Origin of the sequence: Nitrosomonas oligotropha, from assembly GCF_009833085.1 — a bacterium.
Classification (GTDB): Bacteria; Pseudomonadota; Gammaproteobacteria; order Burkholderiales; family Nitrosomonadaceae; genus Nitrosomonas; species Nitrosomonas oligotropha.
Window position 1 is genome coordinate 1 of sequence record NZ_QRBZ01000001.1, and the last position, 18105, is coordinate 18105.

The following is an 18105-nucleotide window of genomic DNA, read 5'->3' on the forward strand; positions in this document are numbered from 1 at the left end:
CGGATCTCTTGTACTTTAAGTATCTCTATCCCATATTCCTCACTTCCTAGCCGGAACGTTAGAAATTCATTCGCCATTTGCTCCATTGCTGAACCGGATGGCTCAGTGACTTTATTCATTGCCTGCTCCTGAAACATAATTTAAGCTCCTTTCTTTTCTATCTAAAACCGAATCAACGATCGTCAATGCACCGTATTTATGGCTTCTTAATTAAACTGATAAGGCTTTTCTTACGGAGAAACGAAAAATTATCTTTAATCGTTTTTAAAATTTCGACTGAATGATTGATTTATCATCGTTGAATAAAAGAAAAAAATGCTTACAAGCAATCGCCACAAAAGAAGAAATTAATTTGTAGGAATAAAAGACTATTCACAATTTATTTATGGATACAGCACGATGACCATTGAAGGAATGAATCATTTCACCGTGGTGAGCAATGATTTGGAAAGAAGCAAGGCTTTTTATATGAATATCCTTGGATTGAAAGAAGGCTACCGCCCGCCATTTGCATTTCCGGGCGCATGGCTTTACGCCGGTAATCAAGCAATTCTGCATATCATGGCGGGCAAGCCCATGCCGGCCAACGCAACCGGTGTAATCGATCACATGGCTTTTACGGCAACCAATCTGCAGGCTACGGTTGATTGCCTAAAGCGGCACGGTATTCAGTACGATTTGCACCGTTTGAAAGGACTGGAAATTTGGCAGTTGTTTTGTCACGATCCGGACGGCGCCAAGGTGGAATTGGATTTTCCGGCCAGTGAGCCGGAACCTAAATCTTAGATCGTCATTTAGTACACTTCGGATTCTTACCCGCAGCGCGCGCTTGCTGCATCAGTGCCGTAGCTTTGGGTAAATGCGCGCGTAAATCGTCGATACGTGTTTCGTGCGAGGGATGAGTCGATAGGAATTCAGCCGGTTGCGCTCCCTGACTGGCTTGCGCCATTTTCTGCCACAGTGTGACGCTTTCGGCGGGGTTGAACCCGGCTTTCGCCATTAACTCAACGCCTATCATATCCGCTTCACTTTCGTGCAAACGGCTAAACGGCATGATCACTCCGTATTGCGCGCCAACTCCAAGTAGGCTTAGCGCCGTTTGTCCCATCGGCGTCGTTGGCGCAGCGACTGCGGCAATCAATGAGATGCCCATTTGCGCGCCCAGTTTTTGCGACATCCGTTCATTGCTATGCCGCGCTTGCACATGACCAATCTCATGGCCGATCACCGAAGCCAGTTGATCTTGATTATCCACCAGTTCAACCAAGCCGGTGTGCACACCAATCTTGTTGCCCGGCAAGGCGAAGGCATTCAGCGTGGCATCTTCAAATACGACCACTTCCCAAGTACCGCCCACTTCACGTGTAATCGCATCGGTGACGCAGTTCACAAACTGGTTTTCTTTCGTGTCTTGATTGATTTTCTTGCCCTGTTTCAAATCCGAGAAAGCCTGCAACCCCATGGCATCCACTTCACTGTCCGGCATAAAAACGAGCTGACTTCTTCCCATCGGTGAAGTGGCGCAGGCCGTCAAAGAAAATATAATCAATAAAGCGCATAGTATTCTGAACTTCATATCAAATTCTCTCCATAGCGTGGGTGTAAGGGATTTTTCTCATCGCCGTCATGATATTCCTTTTAACCAGTAAAAAAGCAATTTTCTTTACCCTCATTATATTAAGATTCAGCTGTAGCGGATCACTTAAAGTATGATATAACGCATTTTTTAACACACAAAAGGGAGCACCAAAATGGGCGATCATGTTTATAAAGTTATCGAAATCGTTGGTTCGTCGACTAAAAGCAGCGATGATGCGATTCAGCAAGCCGTCGCCAAAGCGGGTGCGTCCTTGCATAACCTGGATTGGTTCGAAGTGGTGGAAACACGCGGGCATATTACCAATGGCAAAATTGCGCATTACCAGGTTAAATTAAAGATCGGTTTCCGCCTGGATTGATCGGCCAACGCATCGATAATACTGCAACGAAGCCTCAGCACTTGAGGCTTAATCCCAGCCAAACCCCGCATCCTCCCGCTAGCGGTTATTCACCCAGCATCACGCCGCGAACAGCACAAGTTGCTCCCCTCCCGCCCTCATCGCAGCGTTCCCTCTTCCACATGCCAGCATCAAGCCAACCGGTTCGCGGTATAATCAAACAATTTACCCAATAAAAACATCGTTCCCATGCAAGAAAAATATCATCCCCAGGAAATTGAGAAAAAAGCCCGGCACCACTGGGAGCAAACCGCAGCATTCAAAGCGGTTGAAACCCCCGGAAAACCGAAATATTACTGCCTGTCGATGTTTCCCTACCCTTCCGGCAAACTGCATATGGGGCATGTGCGCAATTACACCATCGGCGATGTGCTGTCGCGTTACCGCCGCATGCAGGGCTACAACGTATTGCAGCCCATGGGTTGGGATGCATTCGGGTTGCCTGCGGAGAATGCCGCGATGCAAAACAATGTATCACCGGCCAAATGGACCTACGACAACATCGCTTACATGCGCAAGCAACTGAAAAGCCTGGGGTTGAGTATCGACTGGGAACGCGAAATCGCTACCTGCGATCCGAGTTATTATCATTGGAATCAATGGCTATTTCTGCGCATGCTGGAAAAAGGACTGGCGTATCAAACCACCGGCACAGTCAATTGGGACCCGATCGATCAAACCGTGCTGGCGAATGAGCAGGTCATCGACGGTTGCGGCTGGCGCACCGGCGCGCCGGTGGAAAAACGCGAAATCCCGATGTACTACCTAAAAATTACCCAGTACGCCGATGAACTGCTAGCGGCGCTGGATACACTGACCGGCTGGCCGGAACGCGTCCGGACCATGCAAGCTAATTGGATCGGCAAAAGCTACGGTGTCGACATCACCTTCCCAGCCGACCGCGCATCCGGCACACCGCAAGATCTGAAAGTATTCACCACGCGTGCGGACACGCTGATGGGCGCCACCTACGTGGCGGTCGCCGCCGAACACCCGATCGCATTGCACGCTGCACAAAATAATCCAGCACTGCAAGCTTTCATTCAGGAATGCAAACTCGGTTCCGCCAAGGAAGCCGATCTCGCTACACAAGAAAAGAAAGGCATGGACACCGGTTTGTTTGTGATCCATCCGCTCAATGGTGAGAAATTGCCGGTCTGGGTCGCCAATTACGTATTGATGGGGTACGGCGAAGGTGCGGTTATGGCAGTCCCTGCGCATGACGAGCGCGATTTTGCCTTCGCCACACAATACCGGTTACCAATCAAAGCGGTCATCAAGCCATTGGAAGGCGATTTGGCGCTGCCGCTCACCGAAGCGTACGTTGAACATGGCATCACGTTCGATTCAAGTGAATTCTCAGGATTGGAATTTCAGCAAGCAGTCGATGCGATTGCCGCAGCATTGGAACGGAAAAAACTGGGCAGCAAACGCGTGCAATTCCGTTTGCGCGATTGGGGCATTTCCCGCCAGCGTTACTGGGGCTGTCCGATTCCATTGATTCATTGCGCCGGTTGCGGCGTGGTGCCGGTGCCGGACGATCAATTGCCGGTGGTGCTGCCGCAGGACCTGGTGCCGGATGGTTCCGGTAATCCGCTCGGTAAAACACCGTCCTTTTATGAATGCGCCTGTCCTAAATGCGGCAAACCCGCGCGCCGCGAAACCGATACCATGGACACATTCGTCGATTCCTCCTGGTATTACGCCCGCTACGCCTGTCCGGATCAGCATCAGGCCATGACCGACGAACGCGTCAACTATTGGCTGCCGGCCGATCAATACATCGGCGGTATCGAACACGCCATTCTGCATTTGCTGTATTCGCGCTTCTGGAGCAAAGTCATGCGCGATATGGGCTTGCTGACGCTGGACGAGCCGTTCACCAATCTGCTGACGCAAGGCATGGTGCTGAACGAGATTTTTTACCGTAAATCCGGCAATGGCCGCATCACCTATTTCAACCCAACCGAAGTCAGTCTCCAGCATGACGAACAAGGCAAACGCTGCGGCGCGATTCTATTGACGGATAATCAGCCGGTCGAATCGGGCGGCATCGGCACGATGTCGAAATCCAAGAACAATGGCGTCGATCCGCAAAAACTGGTGGAAGAATACGGCGCCGATACCGCGCGTCTGTTCATGATGTTCGCCAGCCCGCCGACGCAAACATTGGAATGGGCGGACGCCGGCGTCGACGGCGCGTACCGTTTCTTGAAGCGCTTGTGGCGGCAGGCTTACGTTCACCTGCAATCCGGTGCAGTTAAGATTGATCCCGCTTTGCATGCCACCCTGCCAGCGGAACTCAAGGCCTTGCGCTGCCAGCTGCACCAAACCATCGCCAAGGTGACGGATGATTTGGAACGCCGTCATACTTTCAATACTGCGATTGCCGCAGTGATGGAATTGATGAATGGCTTGGCAAAATGCCAGGATACCGATGCCGCCAGCCGTAATCTGATGCAGGAAGCGCTGGAAAGCATCGTGCTGCTGCTGTCCCCGATCGTGCCGCATATCTGTCATGAGATCTGGCGCGAACTCCGGCCCGGCACCGAGCTTTCCGGTCAACCTTGGCCGCAAGCGGACAGCGCCGCGATGACGCAGGATGAAATCAAGTTGATCGTGCAAGTCAACGGTAAGCTGCGCGGACAAATCAATGTCGCCAAGGACGCCGGAAAAGAAGCCATCGAGCGTACTGCCTTGGCCAACGAGCATGTGCAGAAATTTATCGAAGGGCAAACGGTGAAAAAAATCATTGTCGTACCCGGCAGACTGATCAACATTGTCGTATAAAAATACTGACGCATACCCCTATGAAACTGAGTAAACAGCACATTCTTATCCTGGTGATCCTGCTCCTGCTGACGGCTTGCGGTTTTAAACTGCGCGGGCAAATTTCCTCGCTGCCATTCAAAACCCTGTATATTTCCGCGCCGGACGGAAACACCATCGGTATGAATCTGGAGCGCGCCATCGGCACGTCGTCAACAACCAAGGTGGTTGCCAATGCGGAAGATGCCGAGGCCACTTTGGAAGTCATCAGCGCCACCAGTGAAAGGATCATCCTGTCGCTGTCCGGAGGCGGCCGGGTGCGTGACTTTAATCTGCTGTATCGCGTCAGGTACCGTCTTTTCGACAAACAGAACGTAGAACTCACTCCCATCACGGAAATCACCTTAACGCGCGTCCTCCCATTCCTGGATGCGCAAATCCTGGCGAAAGAAGCGGAAGAGCGGCTGCTGCAAAAAGACATGGAAGCCGACGCGATTCAGCAAATGCTGTGGCGTTTGTCGACCATCCAGCGATAGCCGGACCCGGGGATCGGGGATTTCTCAGCTTCTAATCCACACGGCGGCGTCATGCGGATAAAACTCGAACAGATTCAGCAGCAGTTGCAGAAACAAACCGTCCCGCTGTACACGTTATTCGGCAGCGAACCCTTGCTGATTCTGGAAGCCGCCGATCAAATCCGCACGCACGCCCGCCAGCAAGGCTACACTGAACGTGAGTTGTTCACGGCCGATCAGCATTTCGACTGGGCGGAACTGCTCAATGCCGGCAATAACCTGTCGCTGTTTGGCGACCGCAAAATCATGGATCTTCGCATCCCTTCCGGCAAACCGGGCAGGGAAGGCGGCAAAGCGCTCGAAACTTATTGCGCCGCGTTACCGCCCGATACCGTGACGCTGATCATACTGCCGCGCATCGACAAACAAGGGCAAGCCAGCAAATGGTTCAAGGCGCTCGAAACGGCGGGCACGCTAATCGCGGTTTATCCCGTCGAGCGCGATCAATTACCCGGCTGGATAGGCCAGCGTCTCGCCAAACAACAGCAAAAAGCCGATGCCGCCACTTTGCAATTTCTCGCCAGCCAAGTCGAAGGCAACCTGCTCGCCGCGCATCAGGAAATCCAGAAACTTGCGCTGCTTTATCCTGCCGGTAACCTGACATTCGAGCAAGTAAAAGACGTGGTGCTGAACGTCGCGCGCTACGATGTCTTCCAGCTATCCGACGCCATGATTACGGGCGACATCGCGCGTTTTATGCGCGTTCTGACCGGATTGCAAGGCGAAGGCGCCGCTCCGTTGCTGATTCTCGCCACGCTGACCGAACAAATCCGCCAGTTGGTCGCTATCCGCAAAGGTCTGGATAACGGCCAGCCGCCTGCACAATTACTGCAAACCGCGAGAATCTGGGGCGATCGGCAAAAACCGGTCATGACCGCCGCCCAGCGCATCAGTATTCAAGCATTGTTGCAGGCACTAACCGCTGCCGCAGAAATTGACCGGATGATTAAGGGAGTGGCGCAAGGGGATGTTTGGGAAGGATTGTTGCAGTTGGGGTTGCGTTTTACCCGCCACAAACTAAGCAATTAACTGCGACTGATCGATTGCATTCGATAGCCGCAAAAAATCAATTATATTTCCGGCTACTTTTTCTGATCCTCGTCCTTCTTTTCCTTTGTGACAGGATTTTGCACACCATACCCGGCTTCCTTGGCTTTGTAGCCGCCATACGCACCGGCTCCTCCCACGGCCAGAAGCCAACAACCCGATAGCATCGGGATCATCAGCAGAATAACCATGTAATGTAATAGCCTCGTTCTCATCGCAGTCCCCAGTAAATTCATCGAAATCTTCACATTCGCTTTCTCATTCTAATACCGGCTCTTGTGACAGTGGAATAAGCATTATGCTTATTTTTAATTCTGTTCTTGATAAAGTATTTGAATAATAAAAAGAGTCAGCAAGTGCATTATGCAGCATAACGGTTATAACACCGAAAAAAAGGGAGCCGAAGCTCCCATTTTTAATACGCGATCAATCAGATTATTACACTTGTGCTGCTTTTCTACGACGTGCGGCGAAACCCGTTAACACTAAACCGGCCAGTAACATGGCATAAGTTTCAGGCTCGGGAACCGGAGTTACCTCAAATCCCGCATATCTCACATTTTCCTGCGAATTATTGTAGAAACCAAACTGTCCGGAAGTGAATGATGTATCAACGACCGTAACGTTCCACAATTCGGTAGCACCTTGTTTTACAACGATATGAATTTCGCCTGGATTCACATTAAAATCAAGGTGGAAATTATATAGCACATTGTCCGCCCATCCCTTAGAGCTGGAATGATTGGTAGCAAGAATTTCCATATCGCCAAAATTAGTCGTGTTTTCCCAGAACTCTTCCAGTGATAAGTCTACGAGGCCGTTACCTGTAGCGCCATGAAATTCCTTAATGGTCATGCCTTCCGCTGCGGTACGGCCGACATAGCCTTGCGCCGCTTGTTTCCAGTCAAACAAATAAAAATTACTCGAATTCTGATAACCAAAGACAAAACCCATGTAATCATCATCGCTTGCCGTCGTAACTTGCCATGAACCATCAACTGAGTAGCTGCTAAGATTCAGGTTATTCAAAAAGAAAGAAGGATCAGCATTAATGACTTGTTTAACTGCCGTATTACCTGGTTCCAGTACCCAGCTGCCAGCTCCTTGCCCGCCTGGATAATTCAGCGTTAATGGTGTCCAGCTCGACAAATCGATCGGTGCAGCCTGCGTAGCAAGCGGAGTTAACAAGAATAATCCGGCTGTTGCCAGGTAACGTAAATTTTTTTTCATCATGATAGGTTCCTCTAAAAAGTTTTTATTATAACAAGGCACTCCCTGATCAATAGTATTTTATTATTATCAATAATTTACCTTGCACATTTTTGGTGTAAAATTAACTGTTATCAGTTTCACCAGTTGCGATACTAATACTTTCAGGTAATTAATTGAAGCAAAATTTACTCGTATTCTGAGTCACATTGCACACAATAACTGGCAAAAATAGCACCAATGCTTTCTACAGGCGGCACATGCGAGCAAATTTGCCCGCATGAGTTTCTGAAAAAATTTACCGTTCGTACGCCAGTACCGGCGCCAGCCAACGTTCGGCTTCCTCCAGCGCCCAGCCTTTGCGTTTGGCGTAATCTTCCACTTGGTCTTTGCCGATTTTTCCGACGGCGAAGAAAGTCGATTCCGGATGGGCGAAATAGAACCCGGACACCGCCGCAGTCGGCACCATCGCGAAGGATTCCGTAATGATGATGCCGGTGTTTTCGGTGGCGTTCAGGGTGGCAAACAGCGGGCCTTTTTCAGTGTGATCCGGGCAGGCGGGATAACCCGGCGCGGGGCGGATGCCACGATATTCTTCGTTGATGAGTTGCTCGTTAGACAGGGTTTCATCCTTGGCATAACCCCAGAATTCGCGGCGCACGCGCGCGTGCATGTGCTCGGCAAACGCTTCCGCCAAACGGTCGGCCAGCGCTTTGAGCACAATCGCGCTGTAATCGTCGTGTACTTCCTCAAATGCCTTGATGCGTTCGTCAATGCCGAATCCTGCGCCGACGGCAAACAGGCCGATGGTATCCTTGACGCCGGTTTCCTTCGGTGCAATAAAATCGGACAGGCAACGATTCGGTTTCCCGGTCGGTTTTTGATCCTGCTGGCGCAGGCAATGGTACGTCATGGCGATTTTGCTGCGCGACTGATCGGTATAAATCTCGATATCGTCGCCGACCGAATTGGCCGGGAACAAGCCGATCACCGCATTGGCGCTGAGCCATTTCTGCTCGACGATTTTCTTCAGCATCTTCTGCGCGTCGCGGAATAACTGGCTGGCTGTTTCTCCGACCACTTCATCGGTCAGAATATCGGGATAGCGTCCGGCGAGTTCCCAGGCCTGGAAGAAAGGTGTCCAGTCGATATACGGCACGATTTTTTCCAGCGGGTAATTGTTCAATGTGCGCACGCCGATCAATTCGGGTTGATACGGCCGGTAATTGCTCCAATCGGTCTTGTACGCATTGGCGCGCGCTTCGGCCAGCGCCAGCAATTTAGACGGGCCTTTTTTGTTCTTGTGCTGCGCGCGCACTTTCTCGTATTCATCCTTGATTTCCTGAATATATCCCGCTTGCAAATCCTGCGACAGCAAATTGCTGCACACGCCTACCGCACGGCTGGCGTCGGGCACCCACACGGTCGGACCATCGTAGTGCGGCGCAATCTTGACCGCCGTGTGCACCCGCGACGTGGTCGCACCGCCGATCAGCAGCGGAATGGTGAATCCCTCGCGCTGCATTTCCTTGGCCACATGCGCCATTTCCTCCAGCGACGGTGTAATCAATCCGGATAAGCCGATGATGTCGGCCTTCTCGCGTTTGGCCATGTCGAGAATTTGCGCGCTCGGCACCATCACGCCCATATTGATCACTTCGTAGTTATTGCATTGCAGCACCACGGTGACAATGTTCTTGCCAATGTCGTGCACATCGCCCTTGACGGTGGCGATGACAATCTTGCCTTTCGGTTTGTTGTCGCCCGATAATTTCTTTTCGGCTTCGATAAACGGCAGCAAATGCGCCACCGCTTGTTTCATCACACGCGCCGATTTCACCACCTGCGGCAAGAACATTTTACCGGCGCCGAACAAATCGCCGACAACGCTCATACCTTCCATCAACGGGCCTTCAATCACCTGAATCGGACGCCCGCCCTGTTTTTGGATTTCCACTCGCGCCGCTTCGGTATCTTCGACGATATAGGTGGAAATACCCCTGACCAACGCATGCGTCAGGCGTTGTTGCAGCGGTTCATCGCGCCATGCCAGATCTTCGATTTGTTCCTTTTTCTGCCCCTTGAAGTTTTCCGCGAACTCAACCAGACGTTCGGTTGCGTCTTGACGCCGGTTGAGCAGCACATCCTCGACTCTTTCCAGCAATTCCGCGGGAATATCCGAGTAAACCCCCAGTTGTCCGGCGTTGACGATACCCATCGTCATCCCGGCTCTGATCGCATGGTACAAAAAGGCCGTGTGAATCGCTTCGCGGATCGGTTCGTTGCCACGGAACGAGAAGGAGATATTCGATACCCCGCCGCTGACCTTCGCGTACGGCAGCGTTTGCTTGATGGCGCGGGTTGCATTGATAAAATCGACGCCATAATTATTGTGTTCTTCGATTCCGGTCGCAATGGCGAAGATATTCGGATCGAAAATGATGTCTTCGGGTGGAAAACCGACTTTATCGACCAGCAAGCGGTAACTACGCGTGCAGATATCGACTTTGCGCTGCAGTGTATCTGCCTGACCTTGTTCGTCGAACGCCATGACAATCACCGCCGCACCATAACGGCGCGCCAGTTTGGCGTGCTTGATGAATTCCTCTTCGCCTTCTTTCATGCTGATCGAGTTGATCACCGATTTGCCTTGCACGCATTTCAAACCGGCCTCGATCACCGTCCATTTGCTCGAATCCAGCATGATCGGCACTTTGCAGATATCCGGTTCGGCTGCGATCAGATTGAGGAAAGTCACCATGGCTTTTTGCGAATCCAGCATCGCCTCGTCCATGTTGATATCGATAATCTGCGCGCCGTTTTCCACTTGGTTGCGCGCCACATTCAGCGCTTCCGCGTAATCGTCGTTCAGAATCAGCCGGGCAAACGCGCGCGAGCCGGTCACATTGGTACGCTCGCCGACATTGACAAACAGGGAATCGTCGCCGATGTTCAAGGGCTCCAAGCCGGACAGACGCAACTTTTTAGGAATATCAGGCACTTTGCGCGGCGCGATGTCACTCACCGCTTGTGCAATCGCCTTGATATGCGCCGGTGTGGTGCCGCAGCAGCCACCGACGACATTGACAAAGCCCGATTGCGCAAAACCTTTGATCTGGTTCGCGGTATATTCCGGCGACTCGTCGTAACCGGTTTCGGAGAGCGGATTCGGCAATCCGGCGTTGGGGTGCACACTGGTATACACATTCGCCACGCCCGCCAGTTCCTCGATATACGGGCGCATCAGTTCGGCGCCCAGCGCGCAATTGATCCCCACCGACAACGGCCGGGTATGGCTGACCGAGTTCCAGAATGCTTCCGGTGTTTGTCCCGACAGCGTGCGGCCAGATGCGTCGGTGATCGTCACCGAAATCATGATCGGCAGCCGTATGCCGTGATCTTCAAAGAATTGATCGATGGCAAATAGCGCCGCCTTGGCGTTGAGCGAATCGAAAATGGTCTCGACCAGGAGAATATCCACGCCACCATCGACCAAGCCGCGAATCGACTCCGTGTAATCCACGACCAATTGGTCATAGGTAATGCCGCGAAAGCCCGGATCGTTGACATCGGGAGAAATCGACGCGGTTTTGGTGGTCGGGCCGATGACACCGGCGACGAATCGCGGCTTGTCCGGTGTTTTCGCCTCAAAAGCCTGCGCCGCGTCGCGCGCCAATTTGGCTGCGGAGCAATTCAATTCATACACCAAATCCTGCATGTGGTAATCGGCCATCGAAGCCGCATTGGAATTGAACGTATTGGTCTCGATGATATCCGCGCCCGCCTCAAGGTAACCCGAGTGGATCGAATGAATGATATCGGGCCGGGTCAGCGTCAACAGATCGTTATTGCCCCTCAGATCATGCGGAAAATCAGCAAAACGCTGTCCGCGAAAATCCGCTTCGGTAAGCTTAAACGTCTGAATCATCGTACCCATCGCGCCATCCAGAATCAGGATGCGTTGCGCAAACAGGCTTTCCAATAAGGCAGTGCGGGATTCTCTAGTCATGGATTGTGTATGTTGTGAAAAGATGAAAAGTCATTATACCTGAGCTGTTGCGCTCTATCGCGCAGGCTATCGGTTGTAAAAGCGGTTAAACACACAGTATCCGCTCGCAGTGCGCTAATAATACACAATGCGCAGCGGCTCGTTTAGCAGAGAATGAGCGATATTTTCATGGGTTATCCGGAAAATGACGGTGCAATTGCAGAGCAATGGTTGCAGACTAAGGCTTGCTGATCCTGTGTTGGCTAGCGGATGCCGCTGCGTTATTCTCCTGCAACCTCCGCCTCAATCCCGGTCAAATCCTCCACGTCGGCCAGTTTAGCCAGCAACCGGGTGTAATTTCTCAATTGTATTTGCAAAGTTTGCAACTCCCGGCGGAATTGCTGGCATTCCTCTGGTGAAGTGAAAGCGCCTTGCTGGCTTTTGCGGTGCCACTTGGCAGTGAAAGGGCGCACCACCTGATTAAGAACGATGATCGCAATTCGTGCGAACTGATCACAACCTCGGCCATGATCCTTGAGTGTTTTGCGCGTGATACCGAACAAGGCGTGTATGCTGTCCAGCGCGGTTTGTTCCACACCGTCTTCATCCGGCAGCGGTTGCGTCGTGATGCGCGTGAGCAGTTCCACATAGAGATCCCACGCGGCGGCTTTGTCGGGATCGGATGGTCTCCAGTCCATATCCAGAATTGGTGTTTTGATTTTTAGGCCGACAAGACCCCAGTTTTCAAACAGATCTTTGATTTTCATAATTTATCCGCTTTATTGAACGACTCTTGATATTTCAAGGATACAACAGCAATAGGCGATAGCCCAAGGCATTCAGCTGGCTGCTGTCGAAATCCAGGCGGATATCCATTTCATGCCGCGGTGCAATGAACGGCAGGGTTTTATCGTCTTCCAGCAAGTAATCCTGCGCGCTAAAAATGCGGCTGGCAATGACTTGTTCCTGCGCGTCCAGCAACAACAATTGCAATGCCGGAAAAGCTTGCGGGAAAGGCGCGTGATTGCTGATGATCGCGCGCATGGTGGTCACTTCCGGCTGGCGCGCGGGATTTTTCTGCAAATCGGACGATTCGATACCGAGCTGTTGGATATCTTGCGCGTAAGGCACCTGGCAACCGATAAATGCGCAATAGCGTTCCCAGTACGGTCTGGTTTCCGGGGCGACAATGGTCAATTCAGTGCGGTAGGCATACGCGATCTGTCCGAGCAGCAGCAATAACAGCAACACATTCGCCAATCCCCACCAGCCGGATGTTTTTTTGACGGGTTCTTCATCGAAGAGATCCGCCGGGGATTCTGTCGTTTCTTGCTCCCCATCCGAGAGAACCGGTTGATCCATGCCGTTATCCACCTGCGCCGTCAGTGCGCGGCTTTGCAGCGGCGATCTCAGTGGCTCGGCTGGTGTATCGTACTGCGGCTGCGACGGCTGCGGATATTCGATCGCCGATTCATGCACGGTGATCAAGGTGGCAAATCCATTGAATACCCGCTGACACTGCCCGCAGCGCACATCGCCGCCGTGCGCCTGCAATTGCGCGGCATTCACGCGAAACGTCGTGCCGCAGCCGGGACAGAGCGTCACCAACGCCATGGGTTACTCGCTGTATTTAGTCGCATGGATATCACCGGTTAATAGGTAACAGATCAGGTATCGGCAAGGTTACGATTGCTTTACCCGCTTTCAACCAGCGGCAAATTATTTCACCTTTTGATTCCGGTTAACAACACCCAGCCTTCCTGCTCGCGAGCAATGCGCATATCGAACCACTGCTGATAGACAGCTTTGACTTCTTCAGCCTGCTCCTTGAGAATCCCGGACAGCACGATATGACCATGTTTCCGGGCAATCTGCATCAGCAGCGGCGCTAGTATGATCAACGGATTGGCCAGAATGTTAGCGACGACCACATCCGTTTGTTGTTCCTGTTGCACACTCTGCTCCGTGGCTTGATGCGCTGTCGCGAAATGAAATTTCGCCGGATCGCACTGGTTGCGCAGCGCATTTTCCTGACTGGATTTGATCGCCTGAGGATCGATATCGATGCCGGTGACATACCGCGCACCCAGTTTTAAAGCGGCAATAGCGAGTATTCCGGAGCCGCAGCCATAATCCATCATTTTGTCGCCCGGTTGCAGATTCTGATCCAGCCAGCCCAAGCATAGTTGTGTGGTGGGATGGCTGCCGGTGCCGAAAGCCAGTCCGGGGTCGAGTATCAGATTGATGGCCGCCGGATCGGGCGATTGGTGCCAGGTCGGTACGATCCATAAGCGCGCTGAGATTTGAATCGGATCGAATTGCGATTGCGTCAAGCGCACCCAATCCTGTTCTTCGATGCGCTCGATACGGTAATCGAGCGGCTGATCTGGTTGTATCATCTGCGTGACATTGCGCAGGATTGCCACAATATCCGCATCCTGATCGAACAGCGCGGAAACTTCCGCGTTTTGCCAGATTTCCCCGCTGGGTTCACCCGGCTCGCCGAACAGCATTTGCTCGTCTTGCGTATCGGCGGCGGCATCGTGAATATCCACCGACAATGCGCCCTGTTCCAGCAGCGCATCGCTCAGCACCTCGGCGTGCGCCGCATCCGTTTCAATAATCAGTGTCACCCAGGACATGCTGCGCGATGAGGATTGTTAATGGATGGATCGGATTCGATACGCCGGTCTGTCAATTCGATTTGTTATGCAGTGCGAGCTTTTGCTCTAAATAGTGAATCGAAGCGCCGCCGCGCAAGAAGGAGGCGTCATTAAGCAAATCCCGGTGCAGCGGGATATTGGTTTTGATGCCGGTGATCACCATTTCGGATAAGGCGATCCGCATGCGGGCAATGGCCTGTTCGCGCGTATCACCGTACGTGATGATCTTGCCGATCATGGAATCGTAGTACGGCGGCACCATGTAATTTTGGTACACATGCGAATCGACGCGCACGCCCGGTCCGCCCGGTGCGTGATACTGCGTAATGCGCCCGGCCGATGGCGTTAACTTGTAGGCATCTTCGGCATTGATACGGCATTCGATCGCGTGCCCTTTCATGACGACATCTTTCTGCTTCACCGGCAGCACAATACCGGCTGCAACATTGATTTGCGCTTGCACCAGATCGATACCGGTCACCGCTTCGGTCACCGGATGCTCCACTTGCAGCCGCGTGTTCATTTCGATGAAATAAAATTCATTGTTCTCGTAGAGAAATTCAAATGTGCCGACACCGCGGTATTTAATGCGGCGGCAAGCTTCCGCGCAACGCTCGCCGATTTTGTCGCGTAATTTTTCCGGTATGCCAGGCGCTGGGGCTTCCTCGAGAATTTTTTGATGGCGGCGCTGCATGGAGCAATCCCGCTCTCCCAGATGCACGGCATTACCATATTCGTCAACCAGCAGTTGGAATTCGATATGGCGTGGATTTTCCAGAAATTTCTCCGCGTAAACCACCGGATTACCGAAGGCTGTCTGCGCTTCGTTGCGTGTCACGATGATCGCATTGGATAACGCAGCCTCGGTATGCACCACCCGCATGCCACGCCCGCCACCGCCACCTGCGGCTTTAATGATGACCGGGTAGCCGATTTCACGCACGATCTTTTTGATTTCATCGATATCTTCCGGCAACGCGCCATCCGATCCGGGAACACAAGGCACACCGGCTTTTTTCATGGCATTTTTCGCGCTGACTTTGTCACCCATCAAGCGGATGGTTTCCGGGCGCGGGCCAATAAACACAAACCCGCTTTTTTCCACACGCTCGGCAAAATCCGCATTTTCGGACAAAAATCCATAACCGGGATGAATCGCTTCGGCGTCAGTTACCTCAGCCGCGCTGATGATCGCCGGCACATTTAAATAACTGTGCGTTGCCGCAGCCGGACCGATACACACCGATTCGTCGGCCAGCTTGACGTATTTCGCTTCGGCGTCCGCTTCGGAATGCACCGCCACCGTCTTGATACCCATCGCACGGCAGGCACGCTGTATCCGCAAAGCGATTTCGCCGCGATTGGCAATAAGAATTTTCTCAAACATAGTGATCTGGCCTTTATTCAGACGATCATTGGATAACGAATAAAGGCTCGCCGTATTCGACCGGTTGACCATTTTCCAGCAGGATTGCTTTAACAACCCCGCCTTTATCGGCTTCAATTTCATTCAGCAGTTTCATGGCTTCAATGATGCACAGCGTATCGCCTTCCTTGACTCTTTGCCCGACTTCCACAAATGCATTCGCGCCTGGCGATGGCGCACGGTAGAAGGTGCCGACCATTGGAGATTTGACAATGTGGCCATCGGGAATCGCGCTCTTGTCGGAACCATTGCTGTCACCGGCTTTCGCATCGCCGCTTTTATCTCCATCCGATGCAGATGCGGGTAATTGCTGTTGGGCTGGCGCCATCACCGGCTGCATGGCAGACGGCATGAACGCGTAATTTTGCACGCCGGAGCCGGATTTACTGATACGAACCTTTTCTTCGCCCTCGGTAATTTCCAGTTCCGCAATACTTGATTCTTCAACCAGCTCGATGAGCTTCTTAAGCTTTCTTAAATCCATTTTCAATCTCCCGAGACCACGCCTCGTTTAAAGGTAGTGTTATAACTAGAAAACAAAATGCTGTATGTAAAAATGAGCAAAATTGCGGCATTGTAAAAAGAATTTCACCTGACGCATCGAATGTGACCGGTTAATAAGATGTTATTGCATATTCCAGCGCAAGTTCATAGCCCTTGGCGCCCAGGCCGCTGATGACGCCAACCGCCAAATCGGAGAAATAGGATCGTTGCCGGAAAGATTCGCGGGCATAAACATTCGATAAATGCACTTCGATAAAAGGCCGTTTCACAGCAGCAAGCGCGTCGCGCAATGCCACACTGGTATGCGTATACGCAGCTGGATTGATAATTATAAAATCCGTCCCGTCATGCAGGGTTTGCTGAATCCGGTCAATCAACGCGAACTCAGCATTACTTTGAAAAAAATCCAGATGAATGCCTTGATTTTCGGCTAACTTGCTCAAGTTTCTGTTAATATCCTGCAATGTAGCAGCGCCATAAATCTCCGGCTCGCGCAGCCCCAGCAAATTCAAATTCGGGCCATGCACGATCAAAATATTTTGCACTTTTACATTCTTGGAATCCATCCAATAATTATGGACTCTTATCGCAGAAATGTACAGATTTTTGGCGAAATTCGCCGAACTTAGACGAAAGTCAGTCAAAAAATATCGGATAGGATTGTGCAATAAACAGTATTCAGCGCGAAGAAAAAACACAAGCAATTGAATTCAACTCTTTATCATTTGCCCGCAATTCCCCAACCATCTATAATACGCCGCTTGGTTTAAGCAGGGCTGTTGTAGCTCAGTTGGTAGAGCAACTGATTCGTAATCAGTAGGTCGGAGGTTCGACTCCTCTCAACAGCACCAATAAATCAATAGGTTGTAAATTATTCCTGAATTATAGCCGTGCTATGGGACACTATAGGGGCACTAAAAGGCAACAAACTGCCACAAAAACTTTTTACGAATACCGACCTTTTGTCGATTTGGACGATTATTTTGCTTAACTACTCATTATCAAAATAATCAGAATCTAATTTCTTGACTTCATACTGCCCCACAATCGAGACTCCAACATTATGCTCGGCCATAAGCCCCGACAATTGTTCACCATCAATTAATATTATTTTCGTATTAATAAATGAAGCGAATTCTTTCGCTTCTTTGCTAAATGACGACGTGGTGATAAAAACACCTTTCCTAGCACGCTGCCCTTGCAACGCACCTGCAAATTTTTGGATTTCAGGACGACCGACCACACCATCCCATCGTTTAGCTTGAATGTATATAACATCCAAGCCAAGACGATCTTCATTTATTATCCCATCAATGCCGCCATCACCACTTTTCCCAAGTGCTTTTCCAGCATCTTGACGACTACCGCCATACCCCATTTTTACAAGAAGATCGATAACTAAACGCTCAAAGAATGCTGGGGAAGCCTCTTTAATTGCACCCAGAATTTCGGCTTCAAGGGAGGAACGAAGCTTATTGTAAGCAGATGCAAGCGCATCTTCTGGAGTTAAATTTGACTCTAGTCCAGATGCTTCAATTAGAGAATCATTTCTATCTTTTTTACGATTTCTAAATTCGATAAATCCCGGATATTGCTCAAGCACTGATATATCAATCTTAATTGGATTTCTTGCGAGTAGCTCAATACCTTTTTGTGTAATTGTGAGAAATCCACGCTTTGGTGTTGCAAGCAAATCAGCCTGTTTAAGATATGAACGCGCCCAACCAACACGGTTAGTAAAAATAGCCTGACTCCCGCTGGGGAGAAGTTCATTTCTCTCTTCTGTCGTGAGATTAAATTGACTAGCCAATTCTTCAACTAACTGACTGAACTTATGCTCCCTACCATCAGATGCTGTCTTCAAAACGGGAAGCATAAGTGCTTGATAATCAGGAATTGCCATAATTTTTGATATTCTTACAGATAA

16 protein-coding genes, 1 tRNA gene and 1 pseudogene are annotated in these 18105 nt (G+C 51.1%); 6 read left to right on the forward strand and 12 right to left on the reverse strand.

Annotation, left to right across the window (positions count from 1 at the left end; genetic code table 11):
* Positions 1-119, reverse strand: a pseudogene (locus tag ABD07_RS14840) (chemotaxis protein CheW); the annotation flags it as partial.
* Positions 120-399: 280 nt separating this feature from the next.
* Here ABD07_RS14840 and ABD07_RS00010 point away from each other — a divergent pair.
* The gene (locus tag ABD07_RS00010; RefSeq protein ID WP_108697979.1) at positions 400-786 is read left to right on the forward strand and encodes a VOC family protein; all 387 of its coding nucleotides are present in this window, start codon (positions 400-402) and stop codon (positions 784-786) included.
* Positions 787-790: 4 nt separating this feature from the next.
* Here the strand turns inward: ABD07_RS00010 and ABD07_RS00015 are convergent, their stop codons facing one another.
* A complete protein-coding gene (locus ABD07_RS00015) occupies positions 791-1576 on the reverse strand; it encodes a M48 family metallopeptidase (protein WP_108697978.1) in 786 nt (261 codons plus the stop codon).
* 175 nt (positions 1577-1751) lie between these two features.
* Between ABD07_RS00015 and ABD07_RS00020 the strand changes: the two genes are divergently transcribed.
* The 4 genes from ABD07_RS00020 to holA all read left to right on the forward strand — a co-directional run bounded on the left by ABD07_RS00020 (position 1752) and on the right by holA (position 6370).
* The gene (locus ABD07_RS00020; RefSeq protein ID WP_108697976.1) at positions 1752-1958 is read left to right on the forward strand and encodes a dodecin; all 207 of its coding nucleotides are present in this window, start codon (positions 1752-1754) and stop codon (positions 1956-1958) included.
* A 228-nt stretch (positions 1959-2186) separates the two neighbouring features.
* Positions 2187-4787, forward strand: coding sequence for a leucine--tRNA ligase (gene leuS / locus ABD07_RS00025; protein ID WP_160816578.1), 2601 nt, complete (start codon positions 2187-2189; stop codon positions 4785-4787).
* Positions 4788-4807: 20 nt separating this feature from the next.
* Positions 4808-5302, forward strand: a complete 495-nt coding sequence (locus ABD07_RS00030) for an LPS-assembly lipoprotein LptE (RefSeq protein WP_160816579.1) — start codon at positions 4808-4810, stop codon at positions 5300-5302.
* Between the two features lie 51 nt (positions 5303-5353).
* Positions 5354-6370 carry a DNA polymerase III subunit delta gene (holA, locus tag ABD07_RS00035; protein ID WP_160816580.1) on the forward strand — a complete coding sequence of 339 codons (1017 nt, stop codon included), beginning with the start codon at positions 5354-5356 and terminating at the stop codon, positions 6368-6370.
* Positions 6371-6423: 53 nt separating this feature from the next.
* Here holA and ABD07_RS00040 read toward each other — a convergent pair whose 3' ends face one another.
* From ABD07_RS00040 to aroQ, 9 genes are all read right to left on the reverse strand, one after another.
* Complete coding sequence (locus ABD07_RS00040; protein ID WP_160816581.1) at positions 6424-6603, reverse strand: hypothetical protein; 180 nt, start codon at positions 6601-6603, stop codon at positions 6424-6426.
* 223 nt (positions 6604-6826) lie between these two features.
* On the reverse strand, positions 6827-7621 hold the full coding sequence (locus tag ABD07_RS00045; RefSeq protein ID WP_275689476.1) for an FxDxF family PEP-CTERM protein: 795 nt from the start codon (positions 7619-7621) through the stop codon (positions 6827-6829).
* Positions 7622-7895: 274 nt separating this feature from the next.
* Positions 7896-11606, reverse strand: a complete 3711-nt coding sequence (gene metH, locus ABD07_RS00050; RefSeq protein WP_160816582.1) for a methionine synthase — start codon at positions 11604-11606, stop codon at positions 7896-7898.
* A gap of 260 nt (positions 11607-11866) precedes the next feature.
* Complete coding sequence (locus ABD07_RS00055) at positions 11867-12352, reverse strand: hypothetical protein (protein ID WP_164502705.1); 486 nt, start codon at positions 12350-12352, stop codon at positions 11867-11869.
* 34 nt (positions 12353-12386) lie between these two features.
* Positions 12387-13199, reverse strand: coding sequence for a zinc-ribbon and DUF3426 domain-containing protein (locus ABD07_RS00060; RefSeq protein WP_160816583.1), 813 nt, complete (start codon positions 13197-13199; stop codon positions 12387-12389).
* A 110-nt stretch (positions 13200-13309) separates the two neighbouring features.
* A complete protein-coding gene (gene prmA, locus ABD07_RS00065; protein ID WP_160816584.1) occupies positions 13310-14227 on the reverse strand; it encodes a 50S ribosomal protein L11 methyltransferase in 918 nt (305 codons plus the stop codon).
* A 52-nt stretch (positions 14228-14279) separates the two neighbouring features.
* Positions 14280-15635 carry an acetyl-CoA carboxylase biotin carboxylase subunit gene (gene accC, locus ABD07_RS00070; protein WP_108697968.1) on the reverse strand — a complete coding sequence of 452 codons (1356 nt, stop codon included), beginning with the start codon at positions 15633-15635 and terminating at the stop codon, positions 14280-14282.
* A gap of 25 nt (positions 15636-15660) precedes the next feature.
* A complete protein-coding gene (accB, locus tag ABD07_RS00075) occupies positions 15661-16158 on the reverse strand; it encodes an acetyl-CoA carboxylase biotin carboxyl carrier protein (protein ID WP_160816585.1) in 498 nt (165 codons plus the stop codon).
* A 130-nt stretch (positions 16159-16288) separates the two neighbouring features.
* Positions 16289-16744 (reverse strand): type II 3-dehydroquinate dehydratase, encoded by a 456-nt coding sequence (gene aroQ / locus ABD07_RS00080; RefSeq protein ID WP_160816586.1) that lies wholly within the window; start codon positions 16742-16744, stop codon positions 16289-16291.
* 209 nt (positions 16745-16953) lie between these two features.
* Between aroQ and ABD07_RS00085 the strand changes: the two genes are divergently transcribed.
* Positions 16954-17029, forward strand: a tRNA-Thr gene (locus tag ABD07_RS00085).
* A gap of 140 nt (positions 17030-17169) precedes the next feature.
* Here the strand turns inward: ABD07_RS00085 and ABD07_RS00090 are convergent.
* The gene (locus ABD07_RS00090; RefSeq protein WP_160816587.1) at positions 17170-18081 is read right to left on the reverse strand and encodes a restriction endonuclease; all 912 of its coding nucleotides are present in this window, start codon (positions 18079-18081) and stop codon (positions 17170-17172) included.
* Between the last annotated feature and the right edge of the window lie 24 nt (positions 18082-18105).